Source organism: Fusibacter bizertensis, assembly GCF_029914245.1.
Classification (GTDB): Bacteria; Bacillota; Clostridia; order Peptostreptococcales; family Acidaminobacteraceae; genus Fusibacter_C; species Fusibacter_C bizertensis.
Map to the genome: position 1 here is coordinate 21,826 of NZ_JARYZI010000007.1, position 25,437 is coordinate 47,262.

Annotated in this window: 17 protein-coding genes; 12 read left to right on the plus strand and 5 right to left on the minus strand. The window is 34.9% G+C overall.

Annotated elements, in window-relative coordinates; translation table 11 throughout:
- Positions 1-111: 111 nt before the first annotated feature.
- Entirely contained in the window at positions 112-2,055 is a 1,944-nt protein-coding gene (locus QE109_RS11160; protein WP_281094593.1) for a sensor domain-containing diguanylate cyclase/phosphohydrolase, read from the minus strand.
- Between the two features lie 60 nt (positions 2,056-2,115).
- Entirely contained in the window at positions 2,116-5,076 is a 2,961-nt protein-coding gene (locus QE109_RS11165) for a chemotaxis protein CheB (protein WP_281094594.1), read from the minus strand.
- A gap of 306 nt (positions 5,077-5,382) precedes the next feature.
- Here QE109_RS11165 and QE109_RS11170 point away from each other — a divergent pair, with 306 nt between their 5' ends.
- Entirely contained in the window at positions 5,383-5,610 is a 228-nt protein-coding gene (locus tag QE109_RS11170) for a hypothetical protein (protein ID WP_281094595.1), read from the plus strand.
- A 122-nt stretch (positions 5,611-5,732) separates the two neighbouring features.
- Here the strand turns inward: QE109_RS11170 and QE109_RS11175 are convergent, their stop codons facing one another.
- Genes QE109_RS11175 through QE109_RS11185 form a run of 3 tightly spaced genes read right to left on the minus strand, consistent with a single transcriptional unit; the run spans position 5,733 to position 8,607 of the window.
- On the minus strand, positions 5,733-7,028 hold the full coding sequence (locus tag QE109_RS11175; RefSeq protein WP_281094597.1) for a YecA family protein: 1,296 nt from the start codon (positions 7,026-7,028) through the stop codon (positions 5,733-5,735).
- Positions 7,029-7,069: 41 nt separating this feature from the next.
- Positions 7,070-7,996 carry an alpha/beta hydrolase gene (locus QE109_RS11180; RefSeq protein WP_281094599.1) on the minus strand — a complete coding sequence of 309 codons (927 nt, stop codon included), beginning with the start codon at positions 7,994-7,996 and terminating at the stop codon, positions 7,070-7,072.
- A gap of 5 nt (positions 7,997-8,001) precedes the next feature.
- Positions 8,002-8,607, minus strand: a complete 606-nt coding sequence (locus QE109_RS11185; protein WP_281094601.1) for a TetR/AcrR family transcriptional regulator — start codon at positions 8,605-8,607, stop codon at positions 8,002-8,004.
- Positions 8,608-9,110: 503 nt separating this feature from the next.
- Between QE109_RS11185 and QE109_RS11190 the strand changes: the two genes are divergently transcribed.
- The 11 genes from QE109_RS11190 (at position 9,111) to QE109_RS11240 (ending at position 25,385) form a co-directional block, all read left to right on the plus strand.
- Positions 9,111-9,977, plus strand: coding sequence for a phosphorothioated DNA-binding restriction endonuclease (locus tag QE109_RS11190; protein ID WP_281094603.1), 867 nt, complete (start codon positions 9,111-9,113; stop codon positions 9,975-9,977).
- A gap of 185 nt (positions 9,978-10,162) precedes the next feature.
- A complete protein-coding gene (locus QE109_RS11195; protein WP_281094605.1) occupies positions 10,163-11,989 on the plus strand; it encodes a DUF262 domain-containing protein in 1,827 nt (608 codons plus the stop codon).
- Positions 11,990-12,262: 273 nt separating this feature from the next.
- Positions 12,263-12,712: a hypothetical protein gene (locus QE109_RS11200; protein ID WP_281094606.1), complete on the plus strand. Its 450-nt coding sequence runs from the start codon at positions 12,263-12,265 to the stop codon at positions 12,710-12,712.
- A 195-nt stretch (positions 12,713-12,907) separates the two neighbouring features.
- Positions 12,908-16,804, plus strand: coding sequence for a UvrD-helicase domain-containing protein (locus QE109_RS11205; RefSeq protein ID WP_281094607.1), 3,897 nt, complete (start codon positions 12,908-12,910; stop codon positions 16,802-16,804).
- Positions 16,805-17,313: 509 nt separating this feature from the next.
- Complete coding sequence (locus tag QE109_RS11210; RefSeq protein WP_281094608.1) at positions 17,314-17,736, plus strand: hypothetical protein; 423 nt, start codon at positions 17,314-17,316, stop codon at positions 17,734-17,736.
- A 136-nt stretch (positions 17,737-17,872) separates the two neighbouring features.
- A complete protein-coding gene (locus QE109_RS11215) occupies positions 17,873-18,550 on the plus strand; it encodes a nuclease-related domain-containing protein (RefSeq protein ID WP_281094609.1) in 678 nt (225 codons plus the stop codon).
- 14 nt (positions 18,551-18,564) lie between these two features.
- Complete coding sequence (locus QE109_RS11220; RefSeq protein ID WP_281094610.1) at positions 18,565-19,350, plus strand: DUF4359 domain-containing protein; 786 nt, start codon at positions 18,565-18,567, stop codon at positions 19,348-19,350.
- A gap of 32 nt (positions 19,351-19,382) precedes the next feature.
- Positions 19,383-22,502, plus strand: a complete 3,120-nt coding sequence (locus tag QE109_RS11225) for a DEAD/DEAH box helicase (protein ID WP_281094611.1) — start codon at positions 19,383-19,385, stop codon at positions 22,500-22,502.
- Between the two features lie 46 nt (positions 22,503-22,548).
- Positions 22,549-23,154 (plus strand): PIN domain-containing protein, encoded by a 606-nt coding sequence (locus QE109_RS11230; protein WP_281094613.1) that lies wholly within the window; start codon positions 22,549-22,551, stop codon positions 23,152-23,154.
- A gap of 77 nt (positions 23,155-23,231) precedes the next feature.
- A complete protein-coding gene (locus tag QE109_RS11235; protein ID WP_281094615.1) occupies positions 23,232-23,876 on the plus strand; it encodes a hypothetical protein in 645 nt (214 codons plus the stop codon).
- 99 nt (positions 23,877-23,975) lie between these two features.
- Positions 23,976-25,385 (plus strand): S-layer homology domain-containing protein, encoded by a 1,410-nt coding sequence (locus tag QE109_RS11240; RefSeq protein WP_281094616.1) that lies wholly within the window; start codon positions 23,976-23,978, stop codon positions 25,383-25,385.
- The last annotated feature ends 52 nt before the right edge of the window (positions 25,386-25,437 follow it).

Consider the following 25,437-nt stretch of genomic DNA (forward strand, 5'->3'; position numbering starts at 1 on the left):
TGCGTTTGACATACAAACAGCTCCCTTCATAAAGAATTTTCTCTGCAAAGAAGTCCTCGGGGTAAACCCTGCGGATTTGCTCGAAAATTTTTATGAAGGGAGCTGTTTTTCTTATGTGAACTGGCTTACGAAGAGCAATGCTATGGTTGGGTCAAACTGGGTTCCTGCGTTATCTTTGATTTCTTGTATGGCATCTTTGTAGCTTAGTACATCTTTGTATGTTCGTTCACTTGTCATGGCATCAAAGGAATCTGCGATGGCGATAATTCTTGCTTGAACTGATATTTTTTCTCCCTTAAGTCCTTTTGGATAGCCTCGTCCATCCCATCTTTCATGATGTTCTAGTGCAAAGTTCGCGATCTCTGAAAATTCATTGCATGAATTTAGGATTCGATAACTGACTTCTGGGTGCCTTTGAATTTCTTTCCATTCATCATCGCTGAGTTTTTCAGTACTATTGAGGACCTTTTCATTGATCCCTATCTTGCCAATATCGTGCATCAAACCTGCAATTTTGATAAGTGCTATATTATCACTGCTAAAGTTCATACTATGTGCTATTGTTTCACAGATGGCACTGACTCTTTTGGAGTGAAGTTGTTCTCTAGGGTTCTTCTCATATAGTGTGTTCATAATAAGAGAAACCATCTTGTTTTTGATGCTAGCACTTTCATAGAGTTTGTGTCTATACATGTTATCCTCAGCAATTCTAAAGATATCCTCTATTGTTTGTTCCATTGATATCTTGGTGCTAAATCCAAATGAGATAGAGAGGGCTAGTTCCTGTACTTTACACTTTGACGAAAATTCATTGATACGTGCAATGACGTGTTCAGCATCTATTTCATCAGTATTAGGCAGTATGATGATAAATTCATCACCGCCTATTCTTGCGATGATATCATCTATTCGACAGCCTTGATTGATTGATTCAGCGGCTCTTTTAAGGATTTCATCTCCAACGATATGACCAAAGGAATCATTGATCAGTTTCAGGCCGTTGAGATCTCCCATAACGATGGTGAGAGGTAAGTTTCGATCTGTATTGAGCCTTTTTAATTCTTCTTCATAAAAACGTCGGTTATAAAGTCCTGTTAATTGATCATGATAACTCAAGTAATTAATTTGTTCTTCTCGCTTGATGCGATCATCTATGTCTGATATTAACACTGCCACTTGATATTTATTAGGCGAATACGAATAAGTGGAGTAGTACTTCCCAGTGGTCTCTAGATGATTTTCATAATAATTTGGTTTACCCTTGAGTGCGACTTTTCCAAAGATATTCATCCAAAATTCTCTATTAGTTGGCATAACTTCTTTGATTTTTTTGCCAATACACATCTCGGGTGTAAGCCCAAGCAGCCTTGTAAAACTATCGTTTATATCCACAAATATATAGTCTTCAGGATTACCCTCTTCATCAAGTACGATATCAAGAAGTGCCAAGCCTTGATCCATGGACATCACTAAAGATTTGTACTTTTCTTTACTATCAAACAATGTCTGTTCAATTTCTTTGCGTCGAGAAATATCGCTGAAAATGAGTCTACATGTTGATTGACCTTGGACAGTTGACAGTGTTACTTTGATATTTACCCAAAATTTAGTACCATCATTTCTAGTCATATGCAGCTCACATTCTTGAGATTCGAGTGATGAAAACAGCTTATTTCTAAGTAAATAATAAGTATCTTGATCTTCTCTATAGATGTACTGTGAGAATTTGTGGTTAATGAGATCGCTTCTATCATGACCGAGCATATCCGCTGCAGTAAGATTTGAATCTAGGATCAATCCGTTTTTAGCAACAATAAGATAGCCAACAGGTGCTAGATCATAAAGATCAAAATAATGAATTTTGGCATCGTCTAGTTCATCTTGTATTCGTTTTAATTCCTCGTTTTGCATTTCAAGTTCTATTTGATGGACTTTTAGATCGTGTATGATTAATTCAACTGCTTTTAGAGAAAGTTCATCGATATTTTCGTTGTTTAGGGCATCATTAGAGATTAGCTTATTCTCCGCCATCAAGCGCAGGTCTTTTTTACTCATGGTACACCTCAATTTCCAAACATCGTTTTTGCTTCACATCACTATTTGTTTTTAAGCAAATTAATCTTTATTTCGGCTAGCAATATCTCTGATAAAGCACTGTATGATTTTGTTGCGACCGATATCGTAAGCATTGCTTATAAACTCTACCTCAATCTTTTCCCCAGAAGCAGTTTCAAGAGGTAAGTCATCATATCGGATATAGGCTGTATCTTTAAGTTTTGAAAAGGTTTCTTTACTTGATATGATATCTTTAAAAAATCCAATATCCCAAATTTCTTTTTCAAGCATTTCTTTTTCGGAAAAACCAAGTAAATCAATTAGAAATGGATTTACGTTTTTGATTTTGCCAGTATCGCCATCTAAGACAAGGATGCCTTCCTTAGCGTTTTCAAATAAGCTGCGATAGTTCATCTCAGAAATCGCCAGTAAGTCTTTAGCAGTTTTAGTATCGGTAATGTCTATAAAAGTTAGCACTGTTCCTTCTATCACATTTTCACTAGTGCGGTATGGCTGAATAAGCATCTCATACCATTTCCCATCAGATGATTGAACTTGAATTTTCTTAGGGACAAGGGTATCAAGTACTGCCTTAACATCAGAACTTAACTGTTTATAATCGATTAAATTAGAAACAATGTGTGCTATTGGGCGCCCCACATCACTTAAGATCAGGTTGATGATCTCGTTAGATTTTGGTGTGAAGCGTAAGATGTTCTGTTGATAGTCAAGGAAAATCGTTGCGATATTGGTTCCTGCAAGCAGGTTGTTCATGTCGTTGTTAACTTGTAGCAAGTCGTGAACTTTAGTTTGTAGCTCTGTGTTAACAGTGGATAGTTCTTCGTTGATGGATTGAAGTTCTTCTTTTGAAGTTTCAAGTTCCTCGTTGGTAGATTGGAGTTCTTCGTTAACAGACTGCATCTCTTCATTTGAGGATTTGAGTTCTTCGTTAGAAGTCTCAAGCTCCTCATTAGCAGTTTGAAGGTACTCTTCTTTTATCAGTAATTCAGCTTTGAGTTCTTCTATATTTGTATATAAATCAGCACCAGGCTCTCCGGTATCGCTTTTTAACTCTTCTGTAGTGGTTTGTACTTTTGATTCTTCAAGTAATACGATGAAATTTGGTTTGTCATCTGCATCTATAAGTCCAGCAGCGACATGTTTCATGGTCATATTGACCTTGGTAAAGTGACCATTGGTTTTAACGTTGATGTCAGTGATACGAACTGTCTCTTTTTTTACTTTGATTTTATGAAGTGCTAGAGTAAGGTCTCGCTTTAATCCTTCACGTGCCATCTTTATGATGTTATTGATACCACTAATCCCTTGACTAGGCTCTAAGTACATACCTGTTCTGCCGTGAAGGTACAATATGTCACCATGATCATTGATCAAGATACCAGCCATGGTACTCTCTCTTAAAATGGCTTGTTCAGTCAAATCCTTAAGAGGTGTTTTTACTAAGGCAGTTGTTTTTGTAGTTTTTGGCTGCGATGCAGTATCTAGTTCCTCTTTTTGTGTCAGTATCTGATTGAGCGCTGCTGTTTGGTTCCCTTTATAGTCGGTTTTACGTTGGTAAATTTTGAGCTTACGATCCAAAGCATCAAATAAAGTGTCAAAATCACCTATGGTTTCAGAACTCCCCAAGAAGAGTACCCCTTTGGGATTAAGCGCATAGTGAAATAGAGGGATAACCTTTTTTTGGAGCGTACTGCTCAGATAAATCAGAAGGTTTCTACATGAGATTAAGTCTAGTTTTGAAAATGGTGGATCCTTGATGACACTTTGCTCAGAAAAGATGAGCATACTTCTTATGGTTTTGTTGATGCGAAAATCATTTGAGCCAGGTTCTTTTGTGAAAAATCTTGAGAGCCGATCTGGCGTGAGGTCCTGATCTATACTATGAGGATATAGCCCAGCTCTTGCGATGGAAATTGCATGACCATCGATGTCGGTGGCAAAGATTTGGACGTTAAAGTTTTTCTTAAGTTTTTCCATGCTTTCATAAAGCAAGATCGCTATAGAATATGCTTCTTCTCCAGTGGAGCAGCCAGTACACCAGACCCTGATATTAGAGCCAGTTGCTTTTCCTTCAAGAATTTTAGGAATCACATCTTCTTCTAACTTTTTATAGGCGTCTTTGTCTCTAAAAAAAGCAGTTACGCCAATCAGTAGATCACGAAAAAGTGCGTCAACTTCATCAGGCGTTTGCTGTAAAAATTTCACGTATAACTCTATGTTTTCTATCTGATGAACAGCAAGTCTTCTCTCGATACGTCTGTTAATGGTACTCGGTTTATACTTCGAAAAATCATGACCGGTTTGTGTACGCAGAAGAATAAATACTTTTTTGAGGAAGTTTTCTTCTTTGGGCTGAAGATCTGCTTCATGATGCATTGGATGTCTATAGGCATGTGCTACATAAGTAATCAGTTGTTTTGCCATATCGATTGGAGGCAACTGATAATCCACTAGTCCAGTAGAGATAGCGCTCATTGGCATACCATCGTATTCTGTAGTATCTGGACTCTGAGCGATGGCCATGCCACCTTCAGCTTTAATAGCACGTAGACCTAAAGTGCCGTCACTACCAGTTCCCGACAGGATGATACAGATCGCCCGTTCATGTAAGTCTGATGCAAGTGAACGAAAGAAAAGATCGATAGGCATTTGTTGCCCTCTAGGTGTAGATTGCTCAAAAAGTTGAAGTGACCCATTTAAAAATGCCATATCTCTATTGGGTGGGATGATGTAAGCACAATTGGGTTTAACCGTCATCCCATCTTCTACTTCAAAGACTTGCATCTTTGTAAACCGTTTGATAATTTCAGTTAAGATACTCTTATGATCTGGCGCAAGGTGCTGAACCAATATAAAAGCCATGTTAGGGTCTTTGTCCTGGGGCATGCCTGTAAAGAACGCTTCAAATGCAGCAAGGCCACCTGCTGAAGCGCCTATCCCTACGATGGGGAAGTTTTCATTGTTGCCCTTTACTGTAGTCATTTCATTTGGGACTTCCATAGTTTCTCCTATTTAGGATCTATTAAGTGTTAAGTTAAGTGACATATTAATTTCATACTTGTAATGGTACTCATATTTTATTTCACAAATTTTTAGAAAAGTAAATGTTATTATCTTTAATTATATACCTTTTTGAGAATAAAGATACTAAGTGTATCAGTCTGAAGGCTTTGTAGTCATTACAATTCCAATAGTTACACGCATATAAAGCAACTAGCTTTTGAAAAAGTAAGATTTGTGATAATTTATTTTATTGAGGTGCTAGGTGCGTTATAGTATGCTTAAGGCAATAGGGGGAATTGGGGGATGGAAATAATAGCGAGGTTGATTAACTTTGACATGCTCTCTAGTGGGAGAACGGATACACTGTGGCTAGAATCATGGTTCCCAGTGATAGCCGTTATGATGGTATTGGGATTTATGGGGATACTGATCTATACCATTGTTAAAACGAACATTTCCTTAAAGCGCATGGATCAAATTGAGGAAGAAGTAAAGGCAGAGATCAAGTCCCTGCGTGAGCTTAACAAGTAGAAAAAGGATTTACATATTTGGGGCAAAAGACATAATAGATAAAAATAGAACCTTTGAAGTAGTGATTCTACTCTAAGGTTCTATTTTTTTTTTTTTTCAGTTACGGTGCATCTGATCATGCACTAGTTTGCACCACAACATCTTTTGTACTTTTTCCCACTGCCACATGGACAGGGTTCATTGCGACCGACTTTTTTAGTGGGAAGGTCAGAAGCATTCACCGAGCCGCCATCATAACCGTTACGCATTGGTATAGTAGTTGATGTAGCTGATGGTGTAGCTGACGGTGTGGTAAGTTTTCGAAGTTCAACTGGCGTATAACCACGGTTCACCCATATGCGGGTATGGTTGACCACTTCGGTATAAAACTTGATAAATTTATCGATGTCCCCTCGTGATTTAAAGCGGATGCCAAAAGACTCTAGTGCGGCTAGGGTCTCTTGTAAATTGCCAAACTCTACGGTATATAAGATTTCGTCGCGCAGATCATCCCAAATATCTGGTTTTAATGTGCCAAACTTTTTAAGGAACTTCATCAGATCATCAAGCTTAAGGTTTTCAGGTTCATAGTCAGGCTCAGCATACTTAAGAAAAGTATCTAGGTCAGGACGATAATAGGGTTTATTGCTTCTCAGGATCTCTAGAAGAATAGACCCCTCTAGGTCTTCACCATCATTTAACGCATAAAGTGTGACTAACGCATCGAGCTCTTCTACATCAAAATAATCCGCATAAAGGTACTGCCCATCGGTCCAGTAGGTTTGTGGTCTAATCATGGCCCCGGATAGTAATTTCTTAAACTTCGTTTTGGGTATAAGGGCTTCGCCTTGATGGTAGTCAGCGTAAAGCTCATACAGCTTTGCTATGGGAAGGGCACCGTAAAGAGATGTTGATGCAGCGCCATATTTTACCACTTCAACTGCCTGTGCACTAGCTCTTTCTACCGTTTTCCAGTTCAGTGCAAGTAGTTTGTCTCTGATCTCCTCTTGAAGCTTAAGCACATATTCACCTTCAACTTCAAAGACATGAACAAGCCCAGTACTGAGTAAGAACTTGAGATCGATATAGACAGATACGATTTCCGTTTTAGAGAGATATAAAGAAATACCTGTCATTAGCTCTTTAAGGATACGCTTTTCATCAGGTGTCGACCAAGTGACGATCTCCATGATCACTTTAGGCTCTTGATAGTGTGTGAGTAGTACCTTGACGAGTTCTGCCTTTTTCAGCGTATCATAATTTGCAATTTCAAGTAGCATCGCACGCTCTACTAATGCTGGTTTTCCAACTTTACCAAGACAAACTGAAAGTTTTTGAGAGGGGTTAGCTGAGATGACGTAACGTGCGATGTCCTCAAGGCAGTGGCGAGACAATAAATCGGTAAGTTCTTGTTCTATTTGTGCGTCAGAAAGTTTCATAAACGGCTCCTTTAATCTATCATTTGATCAGCTGTGGTTAACTAGGCTTTTATGTGTTTCCAGATAAAGTCGTTGATTTCATCCATGGCGAGGAGCGCTTCTTTAAACATAGGGGATAAAAGCGGGAAACAGTGGAACATCTCATCCCATACGTGGAGCGTCACGTCTACGCCAGCTTTTTCAGCGTTTTTAGCTAGAGTGAGTGAATCACTGAGGAGTGTCTCGTGATCACCGACCTGGATCATCATAGGGGGTAAGCCGCTTAAGTCAGCGAACACAGGTGACATCAATGGATCTTTAGGATCGCCATCACCGACATAGTAACCGAGCCATGTTTCAGTAGACCCGATAGGGGTACAAGGGTCCTCTTCAAGCCTTGTGGCATGCGACTCGCCTGAGATGGTCATATCCACACATGGGGACATGGCGATCACTGCTTTTGGTAGGGCGATGCCCAGTTCCTTTAATTTGAGCAGACAGCTAAACTGAAGCCCCGCACCAGCAGAGTCTCCTGCGAAGAAGATATGCTCTGGCGCATAGCCTTTTTCTAGTAGCCACTTGTAGATCTCGACACTGTCGTTCATCGCTGCAGGGAAGGGATGCTCCGGTGCAAGGCGATAGTCAAACACAAGTGCTTTGACACTTATGCGTCTCACAAACTTTGAGACGATGTTACGGTGGTCTTCGGCGTTCCCTGAGACGAAACCACCGCCGTGGAAATAAAGGATCATTTTGTCATCAGGTGCGCCGTCAGGGGTGAGCCATTCGGCATAAAGACCAGTATAGTTAGCAGGCGTCACGTTGACCCCTGACGTTTTACGCGCCATCTTCATGGCAGACTTATGGATGTTCGCCCGCATCTCGATGATGGAGGATTCTTGAGTGATGACTTCAGGTTTAAGCTTTCCTTTTAATAGATGCCTGTTGCGCATCACTAGTGCGAAGAATTTGCCTTTAAAACTTGCCATATGGGTTACTCCTTTATAAATAGTCGATAGAGTGTTTCAGCCTGAGGCTGGACATAATAATCAAGGGTAGTGGCTTTTACTAGCGAGAGCCCGTTGATGGTGACCCAGAATAGGATCGCCAGCTCTTTGGCATCGCCTTCGTAGATGGTGCCATCTAGTTGTCCCTGGGTGAGTATAGCCTCTATCTCTCTGTATGGGATATCTCTTTTTTGGTTGATCTTTGATTTTTCATCCTCTGGGAGCATGTCCATGAAAACCGTCTGCATGATGAGGTGAGAGGTCTGACTAAAGTCCTCATTATCTGCGATGATGTCCAGCAGTCCACTGATGCCGAACTTGATCTTCTCAGATGCAGATAAGGGCATGGCTTTAAGCGACATCACGGCACCGATGATCTTATCAAGTGACTCGTGCATCATCTCTAGGTAGATCGCCTCTTTAGAGGGATAGTAGTGATAGATGAGCCCTTGCGACATGTCCGCCGCCTTTGCGATATCTTGTATCTTCGTTGCAGCGACGCCTTTAGAGGCGAACAGGGTCAGTGCTGCTTTTTTGATGGATTTGAGACGTGCGTCTCGCATCTCGTTGTTTTTGGTGGTGTTTCTTGCCATAGGGTACTCCTGTTGGTTGAGTGAGGTGGTTGGTTGATTAGGTTTAAATTGGATAGTTTGTAAATTGATTATCTAATTGATTGAATAATCATTCAATGAATCTTTTGATATTATATTAGGATTTTTGTGGGGAGTTGTCAAGAGGGAGATGTGATAACCATATAATTGTTAAAAAATAACGCAATAGCATTTCGTAAAGCCTCCAAATATGGTATACTTAGCGAAGTAGAACTGGAAAATTTGGTGGAACTGGAAAACATTAATAGAGAGTACTTAAAGAAATAGAGGGAAAGTTATGGGACACACACAGATGGCGATATGTGGTGAACTCATCCACGTAGATCAGCAGAGAGTATCAATACATAGACAATTTTATAAAGACCAATAACCTTTGTCCTGTAGGATGGATAAGGGTTGTTGGTTTTTTTTGAAGTCACAACTTGCTTGTGACAGAATCTGAGGGCTCGATGCCCAAAGATTTTTGTTTGATATATGGGGGAAAGATGAACGAACGGAAGCTTATAGATGCGATAAATCATCTGAATATCTGGAAACAAGGCGATCAACGTGCACCACATAAACCACTTTTGATTCTTTATGCACTCGCGAAGCTACAAAACAGAGATCAGCAATGGTTGAACTATAACGTAGCAGGTGAAGACCTAAGAAAGCTACTTATCGACTTCGGACCACTTCGTAAAAGTCAATATCCAGAGCAACCTTTTGTAAGGCTAACCAGTGATCACATATGGCAACTAAGTATACCTTCAGAGTCGATAGATAGAAACAATATCAAAGATAAATGGCTTAAAAATAACCAAGTTGCAGGTGGGTTTAGTGATGAGGTATACCGTTTACTCAAGAATGATCCTAACCTCATCATCAAGATCGCACAGATGGTTCTTGATACACATTTTCCAGAATCCATCCATGATGAAATCTTAGACGCAGTTGGACTTGATCTAAGTTATACCTATAAAAAAGTGAAGAAACGAGACCCAGAGTTTCGCGAGAAAATCCTGATCGCTTACGGTTATAGCTGTGCAGTATGTGGGTTCAATGTAAGACTTGGGCATAAACTCATTGGCATAGAAGCTGCGCATATCAAGTGGCATCAAGCAGGTGGACCAGATATAGAGACAAACGGCATCGCCCTTTGTGCCATGCACCATAAACTCTTTGATCTCGGTGCTTTTACCATCACTGGGGAACATAAGCTACTTACTTCACAACATGCACATGGATCACATGGGCTTGAAGAATGGCTATTGAGATATGATCAGAATGTTATTGCGAAGCCAAGGGAAGGGATTTATCTTCCTCAGGGGCAGTATCTGGACTGGCATGTTAGGGAGGTTTTTAAGGGGTGAATATAGATAAAGTGAAATTGTGCTTCGCTTCATTTCACATTAAAGACGTTGTGAAGCAATGTGGACAAGTGCCACATCACTTAACAACGCCTTTCCAACAATCCCACTTGCGCTCTAAAGCGCACCGTGGAATCGTCGGCTATCGCCTGCCGTTAGACTAAAAAAATTTGAGGAGGACAATAAAAATGAATAAATTTACAGTAGAGGTTTTAAAATTTAGTGAAATTGATAATAGAGTAAACGTTCCAAAATTTCAAAGAAGCTTAGTATGGTCAACTGAAAAAAAAAATTCTCTTATAAATACAATTAAAAGAGGCTTACCAATAGGAGCCATATTGCTTACAAAGTCAAAAAATAAATATCAAATTATTGATGGTTTACAACGCATTACAACACTAAAAGACTTCAAAATGAATCCATTTAAATATTTAACAACAGATGAAGTAACAGAAAAGGATTTGATTTCAATTCTGACAGCTACGAATGATGCAAAAACAACTTATAATATGTTTAATGATCATCAAAGAACTGATCTTATAAATAGAACAAACAAATTAATAGTTGATAATATTAAAGAGCTAGGTAATCTAGAAATTTATGAAAAATCAACAGCAATTTCAAAGATACTCATAAAAAATATATCTTTTTTAAGCGAAGATATGGAATCGAGTATTCACGGATTTACATACAAGTTATTGAAAAAGGTCGAGGATATTTTAAATATTGATAATTTTGAAATTCCAGCGATAGTATATACAGGAGATGATTCTGAAATAGCTGATGTCTTTACTTTGTTGAATTCTAAAGGTACAAAATTATCGAAATACGATGTTTTTGCAGCTCAATGGCACACAACCCTATTAAACAATATGGATAGCGATATCATTGAATGTGTTATTAAAAAATATGAAAATTCTATGGAAGAAACTGGAGTTGAAATAAATGATTTTTCAATTGAAAGTTTCAAAAAAAATAAGCAAGTGAACATATTTGAGTATGCTTATGCTTTAGGAAAATTAATTGGAGATAAAACTAAGTTTTTGTTCAATCCCAAAGATGACTCAAAAGTTGACTCACTTGGGTTTACTGTTTTAGCTGGAATTTTTAATATAAGCAACAAGAACATGCATATTTTACAGTCCAAAATGACAAATACTAATATTGATTACAACGAATTAATGAAAGGGATCATTGCAATCTCTAAGGAAATAGAAAGTTCATTATCTAATTTTATAAGTTTTAAGGGAAAAGATTTGGGAGCGCATTCTGAACTTCAGTTAGCTTCTTATATTATTACACTATTTAGGCTATCCTATTCTGTTACAGAAAATGGGATTATAAAAAACGACAAATTTAGAAAAGAGATTAAGCAATTTAAGTCTTATTTACCATATCACTATTTCAATGATATTTATAGAGGTATTTGGAGTGGTTCAGGTGATACATTACTTGATTCGATGGTAATAGATGAGAATGGAACAGATTTAAATTCAAAAGTTGCTAACTCAAAGTATTTATCTGAAATTAGAAGAGAAGATTTAAAGACTGTTCTATATACTTGGATTAGTGATGAACATGAGCGAAATAAAACGCCTATTTCAAGTGAGATTAAACTATTTCATCATTGTATTATAAGTAGTAGATTATCGAAACTTGACAATTACAAACTTGATTTTGATCATATTGTACCAAAAAAGCGATTTCAGAATGTTGTAAATTCCAGTAGTAAATTATTAATTTCTTCACCATGTAATATAACACTAATCCCAGAATATGATAATAGAGCTAAGAAAGAAAAAACATATTACGAATACTCAAGTGATTCCAATAGTGGTGTTAAAAAGACATACAGTATTGAAGAATTGGCAAAGTTTAATTATCCTACTTCAACGGAGTTAAGTTTTATGCATAATCAAATAACCTTCAAACATACAGAATATATAAATTTTATTGAAGAAAGAAAAAACAAGTTAATTAAGGATTTTATTACTGCACTTTATAATAAACATTAATTTTCATCGTCTATCACGCCATTCCCGTCTCTGAGGTGACGGTAACGGCTGAACGTAAGGCAACAATAGTAAAGTAATATAAGATAAAAGGTAAATAAATGAATACATTAATAAAAAAGAATAATTGTAAAAAATAGGTGGTATCCAACATCCGTGGATAGATATTAAGAATATATCATATTAGATCACTCTATTAATAATGCCAATCAATTAGAATGTAACATTGCAAATAACTTACAATATCTTGATTATATTGATAAACAATTAGAAGAAATGAAATTATCAAGTGTTATGTATGGTATGTTACGAAAAACATATGTCATTACTGGAATGGGAATTGTTGAAGGGCTATTTGTCAATCTTATAAAATCAGAAGGAAAATGGAAATCGTCAGAATGGGAGAGTAAGAAAATTTTCACGACAAATAAATACTTAGTCGACGGAGAGAAAATAAAAATTTCGACTGAAGTGTTAAAAAAAGTACCTAAATTTGAAATGAGAATGGATTTAGATTCAATGATTAAAAAGATAGAATCAAAAAAATTACTCTCAATTAACCATTCAAATTATCCAATGCTAAAGAAATTACGTGATTTAAGAAATCGAGTACATTTACAAGAGACAAAAGGTAAATATGATGCAGATTTTTACAATTTTAGCGAAAATGAAAAAGTCGAAATGGGTAAAATTCTATATAATATATTAACTATTGAGATTTTGTAAAGTATCAAAATCCATCTCAATTTATGATTTTTTGAAAAAAAATAAACGTCGTCTAACAGCTTATAATCAAAATACATTCTATAGTGGTAACTTCAATTTATGGTATATTGGGTTAAGTATTATTAAAAATATTTTATAATTTGATAGATGAATTTCCAAATATGGAGTTACAGTTGAGGATCGGAGATGTTTTATATGGAATTTGTAGTTATTGTTTTACTGATTGCATCGTTTATTATTTGGTCAAATAAAGATAAAACAACGATGGCTGATAAGTATGAATTATGGAAAAATGAGTTTGATGCAATCTTTGATATAGGTAGAACTTATAAAAATAAAAATCAAATGGTCTATCGATATAGAAATATATACAACGAAATGAAGGGCTTTAAAGGCAATGTTTTAATGTCGCCTGAACTTATTGAAGCAAAATTAAATGAACATAATGAGCTAATATTACTCTTAACGCAAGAATCTAGAAAAGCAAATAGTTTATACAAATGGAAATATCGTTGGACTAAAAAAAGAAGATTACAATTTATAGTGTTATTTGAAGATACATATGATAAAACGATAAAATATTCAAAATCAGTTGAAACAATTAAGAGTATTAAAAAATTTAATCAACTAATGAGTAAATTAGCACAAATTAACTTTGAAAAAATTGAAAATACAGTAACTAAAATCAGAGAAGCTTTAAAAGTGATTAATAATTCCCCAATAGAATATTTATCTGAATCTAAAGCTAATAAATATAGAAACCCAAATGTATTATCAGATTTACAAAATAATTTGCATCTATACTCAAAGTATTTTGATCTGAATGAGATTAAATCATTTATAAATTTTCAAATTGAATTTGACAATTTTATTATGATGTATAATAAAGCATTTATTGAATATGAATTGAATATGAATAAAAAATTTTTCGATGATATTAATGGTTATCGCTTAGATGAAATGCAACGAATTGCAATTATTACGGATGAAGAAAACAATATGATAATCAGCGGTGCTGGTTCTGGAAAGACTTTAACATTAGTTGGAAAAATAAAATATTTAATGGAGCTTAGAGGCATTTATTCAAATGAAATATTAGCAATTTCATTTACAAATAAAGCTGTGGATGAGCTAAGTGAGCGATTAATTAAAAGTACTGGGCAAGAGATTAAAGTAGCAACATTTCACAAACTTGGACGTGAGATACTAATCAAATCACTTGGTAGAAAAATAGATATTGATGATCAAGAACTTTTTTTAAGCGTTAAAAAAATAATAGGAAAATTATCGGAAACCAATAAATATTTTTCATTAAATTTGAGTAAATATATTGGATTATACTATTACCCCAGTATTAATTCTCTTGATTTTGAGTGCCAAAATGATCTTTATTCTGATCTCAAAAGTAAAGGAGCTATGTCCATTAATGACTGTATAAAGAGTAATTTAAGTAATAATAATTTGACAACTTACTTGAGCGAACGTGTTAAAAGCTTTGAAGAACTATTAATTGCAAATTATTTATTTCTCCATGGCATAAATTACGAGTACGAGAAACCTTATGAATATGATACTTCCAGTCTTTCTCATCGCCAATACAAACCTGATTTTTATTTGTCTGATTTCAATATTTATTTGGAACATTTTGGCGTTGATAAAGATATGAAAGCGAATCATCTCAAAAATGAAATTGAGCGAAAAAATTATATTGATGGAATAACATGGAAGCGAAATATTCATAAAAAATATGGAACAAAATTAATTGAAACATATAGCTTTTATCATCGTGACGGTATTTTATATGAAAAGCTCGACGAAATATTAAAAAGCCAAGGTATTATTGTACAAGAATATAATAATGAAAGAATGGTTAAAATAGCTTCTGAATTAATAAAATCAAACTTTATCAGTAATTTAGCAAAAACAATTACAACTTTTATCCAACTTTTTAAATCAAATGATTATGATTCGAATTATTTTGGATATTTAAATAATGCAATAAATATGGGTAAGTCAAATATTTACACATACAGAAGAGAATTATTATTAATGGCAATTATTGAAACAGTTTACGATGAGTATTGTGCACAGCTATCATCTAGGCATCAGTATGATTTTAATGATTTAATAAATAATGCTATAAAAGCAGTACAATGTGATTTAGTAAAGCTTAATTATAAATACATTATTATTGATGAATATCAAGATATTTCGATGAATCGTTACAAGTTGCTAAAAGCAATAAAAGATAAATCAAATTGTAAAATCATTGCAGTCGGTGATGACTGGCAGAGTATCTATAGGTTTGCTGGATCAGAAGTGAGTCTATTGCATAACTTTGAAACTCTTTTTGGAAAAACTGAAGTTATTAAAATTCCAAATACTTACAGAAATTCCCAAGAACTAGCAGATGTCGCAAGAAAATTTATATTAAAAAATACTCGTCAAATCGATAAAAAAGTTGTTTCAATAAAAAAACTTAATGACCCCATAAAATTAATTGTTCATAGTAATGGCTGTCAAGCAGAAGCACTCATTAATGTTCTAGACAATTATGTTGCTAATAATTCAAAGATTTTATTACTTGGTAGAACAAATTCATGTATTAATTCAATAATTTCTTCTGGTTTTTTTGAATTGTTGGAGGAAGGAAAAGTAGTATACAAAAGTAAACCGTCAATGAAAATTGATTTCTTAACGGTTCATAAATCTAAGGGGTTAGAGGCTGACCTTGTCATTATTTTAAATCTAAATAATAAAATTAACGGTTTTCCGAATAAAATTGAAAATGATCCCATATTACGATTCGTTATTAATGATTTTGATGAATATCCTTTTGAAGAGGAACGAAGGTTGTTCTATGTTGCTCTTACTAGAAGCAAAAATGAAGTTTATTTATTTTGTGAAAAAGAAAATGAATCTATTTTTGTAAATGAATTAATCAAAGATAAAAAAATTGAAAAATATGATTTTACAAACGCACAAGATGGATATGAATTTCTAAATAGAACGTGCCCTTTATGTGGCTCGGAAAGTTTAATTAAAAGGAAAAGCCAGTTCGGTGATTATTTATCATGTAAGAATTATCCATACTGCGATTATAAAATTTCTAACGTTCAAGTAGCAATTGATAATATAAAATGTTCTGCTTGTGGCGATTACATGGTTCTGAGAAATGGTATTTATGGGAAATTTTACGGATGTTCAAATTATCCATATTGTAATAATAAGGCTATTTATAAAAGAAAAGAAGAAGTAAAAAGACCCACAAAAGTAGATAGTTATTTTGAACTTGAAATTTCATCAAAAACTGAAATTGTTTTAGAAAGAAAATTGACACCATTAGTGGAAAATGTTCAAAAAAGTGAAATTATTCAAATAAACCATAACATTCCAACCATATCAGATAATTGTAAAAAAAAAAGTACATTAACTAATAACGATAATACCGAAAAAAGCAAGAAAAAATCTGATAATAATTTAAAAAAAGAGTCTATAATTAAACCAGTTGTTCAAAAGAAAATTATGAACATGAAAAAGGATATTCTTTCTGTTGAAAGTATTGGGGCTAAATATAAATATGGTTCTGAAGTTACACATACAAGTTTTGGAAATGGAGTTGTAATACAAAATGATGGTAAAATAATTCGCGTAATTTTTGATGATAATTCTACTCTTAGTTTCTCATACGATTCAGTGATTAGTGATAATATTTTAAGCATAAGGGAAAGGAATCAGATGAAAAAATCAGATGTTGAATTATTGATTTCTGAATCTGACAAAATGTTCAAAAATAATGATTATAGCAAAAGAGCAATTGAAATAAATGTGAAAGTAATTATGAGTTTAAATCAAATTACAAAGACTTCAACTAAATATTATCTTAGATTAGCAAAAGCTTATAAGACGATTGGCCAGTTTGAGGAGGCTATTGCAACCTACAAAGATATTTTAGCAATCGATCCCAAGAATAACGAGGCTTTAGATAATTTATCTTACTTAGTAAAATTGTTAAAAACTGTGCATGAGAATTACTTGGATGAATTCAACAGTTTCAGTAAGTTAAATGAGCAATTTGATTGTCAAGTATAAGCAATGATTATTTATTATTATGAAGACACCGGACTTGACTATAACTTACAAGGCATATCATATAACACAATACAGCATATAGGGAGAGCAATAAACAATATTACCCAAATTAAAAAGATACAACTATCCTAACATAGTAGAATACTCCTTTTGAACTTAGTCGGGTGACACTAGTTTAAATTATGTCTTATAGATAGTCTCAACTATCACTATTTCGAAACTGAGAATTTCTGATTATCCGAAAGCAGTTTTAAATACTTGTATTGTTCATCTTTTATTGCACGTTACTTGTAATATTAAATCGTAATGAGAATATCAAAATTGTTTGGTTTTGATTTGTTACAGTGAACCATATTATCAGTGACTTTTAAGTATTCTTTTGAAGTAATAGAAAGAACTTCATCTAAAACGCAGTCCTCGCAACTAAGGTTAAGAGTATGTTGGAGAAAAAATAACAAATTTTGACATAGTTTGCATGTTTCACTTTTTAAGTTTTAGTTACTGATAATATGATTATAAATGAATTCAAAAAAAATCTAAAAATATTTAATGAAGTTGAGGCTAGCATGATAACTAAAAAACAATATGAAGATACAAAAAAATGGAATGAAGAAGTTGCAGTAAAATCATATAGAAGGAAAAAGGTATCAATTGATAAAATTATCAATTTTACAGTAATAGATGGAATTACTTACATTGGTGGTGTTGCAGTATTCTTTGGTGGGATTTATTTTTGGATAAATTATGATTCTGTGTTATTAGTTGTAATTAGCTTTTTATTCTTTGCGTCAATCTATAGAGTTATTAATAACAAGGAAATTTTAGCGAATTTTATAAAATCAATTGAAAAACAAATAGTTGAAAATGATCCTAATGAAATTAAAAAAAGGAAAATTGGTAACGATGAAATTAATGAATGGATAGATTATTAAATAAATTTAAATTATAAAAATTATTACATCGCCTAACTATTATTGCAATATTTTACTTAGTTAATAATTCTATATTGAAAAGATAATATTGTGTTTCTATTATGTTTTGTAAAACTAATCTGAAAGGAGACAACTAATGTTATATTTTGTGATGATACTTATTATTTCTTATTTTTGCTTTGATATTTACAAATACAACAAATGTAAATATAAGATTGAAACAAACAACAAATATGTGAAAGTGAGGCTTAACAAAGGTTTATTTGGTGAGTATTTGACCTACCGAATTTTGGAAAGTTTGTCTGGGTATAAGAAAATAACTGTAAATACATATATACCTAAAAAGAATGGCGAGACAACTGAAATTGATCTGATCTGCGTCCATGAAACTGGCATTTATTGTATAGAGTCAAAAAACTATAGTGGATGGATTTTTGGGGATGAAAAGTCTCAATATTGGACTCAATCTCTAAAAGGTGGCATGAAAAATAGATTTTTCAATCCAATTATGCAAAATGAAGGACATATAAAACATTTAAAGGAATTTTTAAGTGAAGATTATAGTGGTGAGTATTACTCAGTGATCGTTTTTAGTCAAAGGTGTGAACTAAAAAAGATTAAGATGAATTCAAAAGATATTTTGTTAATGAGAAGACCATTTTTAAAAAGGCGTATGAGTAGAGCAATAGCGAAAAGGAATCAAGTATTAAGTGATTCAAAAGTTGATTTAATTTATGATAAATTGGTTCAATATTCTGGTGTAAGTGAAGAAGAGAAACTTCAACATATCACTAACATAAAACGAAGAAAATAGTAGTAGGGGGCATTATGAAACTAAAATCATTTTTATGGTTTATGATAATATTGGGAATGTTTTTGTATGCTACAAATCCAAATAAAAATGATTTTAAGGAATTTATTGATAGTGAAATCAGCACTAAAATTTCTAATTCGGTTATAGAATCCAACTCTTATTTAGATGAAATAATTTCAGTCATTACTGGTAAAGTCGTATCCCAAGTGGCTGATGTGATATATGAAAGGACTGATTATATTTTCTTTAGCTATTACAAAATTGAAGGTATTGGCTTTAGATATGAATATTTGGGGATATCAAAGAATTTTTATCATGCATTTACACGAGAAGAGCCCAACGTAATTAATAGTTATTTTCATGCTAAAAAAACAAGTAATATTAGTAATGAAAATTCTGAAAATATTGAACCAAAGAATACTGACGTTAATAATAGCACTTCAGAAACAATAGAATTAAATGAAGATGAGTTTACTAGTAGAGCGATAACTTTAAAACAGAAGGGTAAATTATCAATAAATTGTATGGTTGTAGATGGTCCAGCATTAGATTATATCTTAATGGATAAAGATAACTTTGAAAGTTTTAAGAATAAGATTGAATTTGGTCTTGATAATGATGTGTTTGTAATTGAACAAGGTAAACTTGAATTGAATGCACTAAAAATAATTACTGCTACTTTAGATGCTGGAGAATATTACATTTTAATTGAAAATGGTGACATTGGACAAGTAGCACCGCCGGTAAATTTATTGAATGATGTAGCAAAAGTGAAAATAGAAATAATCATAAAAGACTAAATTTCAAAATTAATCACCAGATCGGAGCCCCTATGCCAACTCAAAACTTCTACGAATCCCCAATAAACAAAGCACTTGAAGCAAAGCTTGAAAAAATGCTCATGGATCATGAGATTATAAAAGAGGATATGGACGGGGCTGAAGCTGCGTCCATTTTGTCATTGTATTTGAAGAGAGCGCTTGAATATGGACTGAGACACTATAGTAAACAGAGTGAGTTACAGACACAGGTGGATATCACTAATCTTTTGCTGGGTGAGGTCAGTCGTCTCACTGAAGATGAGGGTTTAGAGGATTGGCTGTTGACTGAATCTAGGGTTTTAAAGGTCATTGCCAGTAAACCTGTGGATAAGAAATTGCTTTTAGAGAAGATTCCACAGACATCGCTGTCGAAAAGTAGTCTTTTTACTGGGAGTCAAAGCGAACCACAAGTATACAGAGAGCTAAAACGCGAGATCGCCTCCGCTGATCAGGTAGATTTACTAGTGTCTTTTATCAAGTTCAGTGGTCTCAGACTGATCTATGATGACCTTGTGGAGCATACGAAAACCAAGCCTCTTAGAGTAATCACTACCAGTTATATGGGGGCGACTGATGCCAAAGCCATAGAGATGCTTGCAAAGCTTCCCAACACTGAGGTGCGTATCTCTTATGATACAAAAAGGACGAGACTTCATGCCAAAGCCTATTATTTTCAGCGCAGTACGGGATTTAGCACTGCTTACATAGGTTCTTCAAACATGTCCAAAGCTGCGTTAAGTGAAGGCACGGAGTGGAACATGAAAGTATCAGAGTACACCTCACCAGAGATTATCGCCAAGTTCAAGATCACGTTTGAAACGTACTGGCATATGAACGAGTTTGAGCCCTATCGTGATGGCTCTTTAGAAGATCAAGAGAAGCTTCAAAATGCACTTAAAGCTGAAAAGCAAATGGACAACGATCAGATGATGTTTTTTGACCTTAAGCCCTTTGCCTATCAACAGGAGATTCTAGAACAACTAGAGATTGAACGCTCTGTTCACCATGTCTATCGGAATTTAGTCGTGGCAGCCACTGGTACTGGAAAGACCATGGTCGCTGCTTTCGATTTTTTACGGTTATATAAGGAAATCCCACATACGAGGCTTTTGTTTTTAGCGCATCGGGAAGAGATTTTGAAACAGAGCTGTAAGACGTACCGGGCGGTGCTGAAAGACCATAACTTTGGGGAATACTGGGTGGCGGGTCAAGCGCCAAGTCGGTATGAGCATGTATTTGCATCGATTCAGACCTTAAATGCTGGGGCGAAGTATCGTGAACTGCCAAGGGATCATTTTGATGTGATCGTACTGGATGAGACGCATCATAGTGCTTCTGATAGTTACCAGAGAATCATCGCACATTTCTCGCCGAAGATCTTACTTGGGCTAACGGCCACACCAGAGCGGATGGACGGGAAATCCATCCTTGAGGATTTTGACCATAGGATCGCTTATGAGATTAGGCTTAACCAGGCGATAGAGCAGAACTTGCTTTGTCCTTTTCACTATTTTGGGGTCAGTGATGACACGGACCTTTCAAACATGAAGTGGCAATCAGGCAAATACGTCACAAGAGACCTCAGTGCCACTTATATCGGCGATCATGCCAGAGATAGAGCGATCATCTCGGCGGTGGTGCGGTATATCAGTGATATGCAGACGGTTAAGGGACTGGGGTTTTGTGTAGATCAAGAACATGCAAAGCATATGTCGGAGGTGTTTCGCAGGGCGGGGATCGCTAGTGAATCGTTGGATGCGAATTCTTCAAAGCAAGACCGTCACAGCATACAGGGAAGACTCAAAAATGGCGAGATTAAGTTTATCTTCGTGGTTGACCTTTATAACGAAGGGGTGGACTTACCCTATGTGAACACGGTGCTTTTTCTTCGCCCTACAGAATCGGCGACTGTGTTTATCCAGCAGCTTGGGAGAGGACTTAGACTATATGAGGACAAAGAGGTGCTCACTGTCCTAGACTTTATCGGACAAGCCCATCAAAAATACGATTATCGCATGAAGTTTCAAAAGCTCGTAGGCAAGACACGTCACGCCGTAAGTGATGAGGTCGCCCTCGATTTTCCTTCTGTGCCTAGGAACTGCTTTGTACAGCTTGAAAAACTGGCGAAGGAATACGTCCTGAGAAACTTAGCCCAGGGGCAGACCAATATCAGAAAGCTAAGACAGATGATGATTGCCTTCCAAACAGATGCGCAGCTCCCACTGACTTTACAGAACTTTTTAGCGTATTATGACCTCTCGCCAAATGAGCTATACAAAACCACTTGTCTCTTTGAACTTGCAGATGCGCACTACCAAGCAACGCTCTCGTGTGATTTGCTAGAGAAAGTGAATTTGAAAGGTGTGTTTTATAAGATTAGCCAGATCGACGATGCTGGCTTTATACAGTTTGCCCTTAAATACCTACGCGCCCCGCTTATGTACCCTTTCGAGGGGCTTGCTCTTGAAGATCAGCGAAGGGGACTCATGCTCTTTTATACGCTTTCGGATGTGGAAAGTTCATTACCACTAGAGGACTATTTTAACCGTTTAAACACAGAGGCGTCACCCGTCATGATGGAGATGATCCAGTTACTTGAGCTCTGCCTTGAGGCAGTAGATCATATCCCTAAGACAATGGGACTGCCTGATATCCCCCTTGAACTTCATGCAAACTATAGCACTTCGCAGGTACTTTCTGCATTTGGGATCAATACGCTAGACAAGCTCATGCCTTTTAGAGAAGGGGTCAAATATATAGCCGATTACGGTGTAGATGTGTTTTTCATCACCCTTAAAAAGTCTGAGAAGCATTTCTCAGAGACGACTTTATATGAAGACTATGCCATCGACTCACAGCTCTTTCACTGGCAGTCTCAGAGCCGTACTACTTTAGAGAGTCCTACAGGTCAACGGTATATAGGTCAAAGGACCAACGGTTCAAAAGTGATGCTCTTCGTACGTGAAGAGCGCAGTGATGAAAACGGTAAAACTGAGGTTTATACCTGTCTTGGACTTGCTGATTATACCAGTCATCGAGGGAGTGCACCGATCAGTATCATCTATAAGCTTAGGGAGAAGATGCCTGTGAAATTGATGCGGGTTTCTAATCGGTTTGTGGGGATGGGGTAGGAGGTGATATAAAAAGTATTATTTTGAGAAAATAGGGGGGATGAACATGAAATTAGTTTTAGTGGATTATGAGAACATTCAAAATCTAGATGGTATTGATAAGATTAGTGATTATGAGATTAAGATACTTGTTGGGAAGAATCAAACCAAAGTGCCTATTGATTTAGTATTGCAAACGCAGCAACTAGGTAAGTCTTTAGAATGGCTTAAAGTAAATGGTCAAGGTAAAAATGCACTCGATTTTTACATAGCATATTATATAGGGAAATATATTGAAGCTAATAAATATAGTGCTTTTGTGATTGTTTCAAAAGATACTGGATATGACCCTTTAATTGAGCATATTAATGAAGCTGCAAAATCGAAAATTGTTAAGCGTGTTACCAATATAACTCAGGTTCATCATAAACTGATGGAAAAGTCCATTACTCCGGAGATGAAGAAACTGATAGATCAACTTAGAAAGATTCAAGGTAATAAACGACCTAAAAAGAGAAGTACATTGAGCGGATTTGCGATGTCTGTTTTTGCAAATCACAAATCAACAGAAGAACTTAACGAAATTATTGAAGGTTTATATGTTGGGAAATTCATAAGTGAAGCAAATGGCATTATCAAGTACAATATTGACAATGTACCGCTTTCAAAATAGATTAAAAAATAAAAATAATTCTCACAATAAATGAATTCATTTTTAAATCAAACAAAAGGGAAATATGGGTGAATTTAATGAGTATAGTCAACTTTGATGGAGTAGGTTTTGTTTATAAATTTTGGTGTAATGTCTTTTTAAGGATTGAAACGATCTTACCTTTTAGTATTTTACGAAAGTTTGTTTTTAAAAAGACTGATGCTTTCGCCGATAAATGGGTAGTATTTCATACGCTATTTAGTTTGAGCACTTTAATAACGGTGCATTACTTTGACATTGGATTATGGGGTAACATAATACTTGGATATGCAGCAATACGCGTTTTAGAAATTGTAATCTATCAGATCAATGTATTGCTATTTCATCCATACAAAGCGCTTATTATAGAAAAAAGAAAAGCTTATATATTGAAAAATCCCTACAGAAGTGTAGTTCTTTTGGGACACAATTTTATAGAAGTTATATTTTGGTTTACAAGTTTGACTGAATTCGTTGAGCCCAATGGCAATCGACTACTATATAACATAATGGACAATACTATAAGAATTTTTACTTTTAATTATGAAAAAGTTTCAAACAATGATAGTGGATTACAGTTATTGTTCTTTGTAGAAGTAATTTGTTGGATGGTTTTAACCATAATTTCTCTTGCAAAATTTATTGGAGAGTTACCACATGTACATCTTAGTCTAGAAACTAAAAAAAAGAAAAGATATAAATAAATTTCTTGAATTAATCGAAATTTCAAGAAAAATAATAATATGTTTAGAGCATGTTTATTATAAAATATATAAAATTAAACGACAAAGGGAGAAATACTAATGAGAAGTAAATTTGGACGCGTAGCGGTGATGATTTGTGTGCTTGTAATGCTATTTGCATTAACCTCAATATCACATGCTACAACTGGTGACAATGAAGGTCTTGCAACTGATTTAAAGGAACTTGGGTTATTTAATGGCACAGATAAAGGTTTTGAACTTGAAAAAGTACCTACCCGCGTTCAAGCAGCAGCGATGCTAGTAAAACTTTTAGGAGGGGAAAGCGAAGCACTAGCGAAGAAGTATGCCCATCCATTTAAAGACGTACCAGCATGGGCATCAGATTATGTTGGATATATGTATGAAAAGGGCCTAACGAAAGGTATAAGTGCAACGATGTTTGGTTCAAATAACAATGCAAGTGCAAAGGACTTTTCTACTTTTATGCTCAAAGCACTAGGCTATAAGGATGGAGATTTTACTTATAATGATGTATTAAATTTTGCTAAGGAAAAAGGACTTGTCTCCACAGATGAGTTTAATAAATTAACTACGTCTACATTTACACGTAATGAAATGGTTCTCCTTGCACATAATACCTTAGATGTTACTTTTAAGGGAAGTGAAGATCGCTTAATTGATCGTCTTGTAGATGCAAAAGTGGTATCGATAAATGTTGCAAATAGTTTGAAGTATTATGATTATCCAACTGTTCCAATGGAGGTAACTAAAGGTGAAAATTCAAGTTTGAGATTTGAAATTCATCATGAAAGGATAAGTCCAGAAATTTTAGATCAGTTAGTTTTTTACAGCACTATTGGTTCAAATATGAAATTAGATATGTCAACTACTGAGAAATTAGCGAAACTAATTTTCATTTCAGATTTCGAGAAGACTTATTATCAAGAATTAGCAAAAGAATATGGACTTTTCAACCCTTCTGGATGGTATAGTAAGAGTAATTATTTTTTGAATTCATTTATGGGAAAAGATTTAGAAGTGGCCTATTATTTTGAAATACCGACCGGTTTATCACCTGGCACGTATGACCTCGCTATGATTAAACCGAATCCGGAACTTGATAAGAGGCTTAAAGAGTTAACGGTAGAATATAAAAATTACTACACTAGCAAGATGAAATCATTAGTCATCATGACACCTGAAATGTACAATGTAGTTAAAAAAGAAGATGGCAATAATTATATCTCATTTAATAAGGATAAAATGCCTGCAGAATTAGCTAAGTTCACAGGTATCACTTTGGGGTTTACAAGTGGTGGCTCTGAAATTGATTATCAACTTGTATTAAAAAGTGAGTTTATAGTGCTGGGATCACCAACTAGAGCTGGACTATCTGTTTACAATGATGTTGATCCTATTTTGGTACGCTATAATGGTAATATAATAGTAGGTTTTTATGATGACAATTTGGATTTACTCGGGGTAGGTATGTTTTTTGTGAATGAGTAGTGAAGGTAAATAATTATTAATTTAGTTCCATAGTCAAAGAGAAAAATTTTGA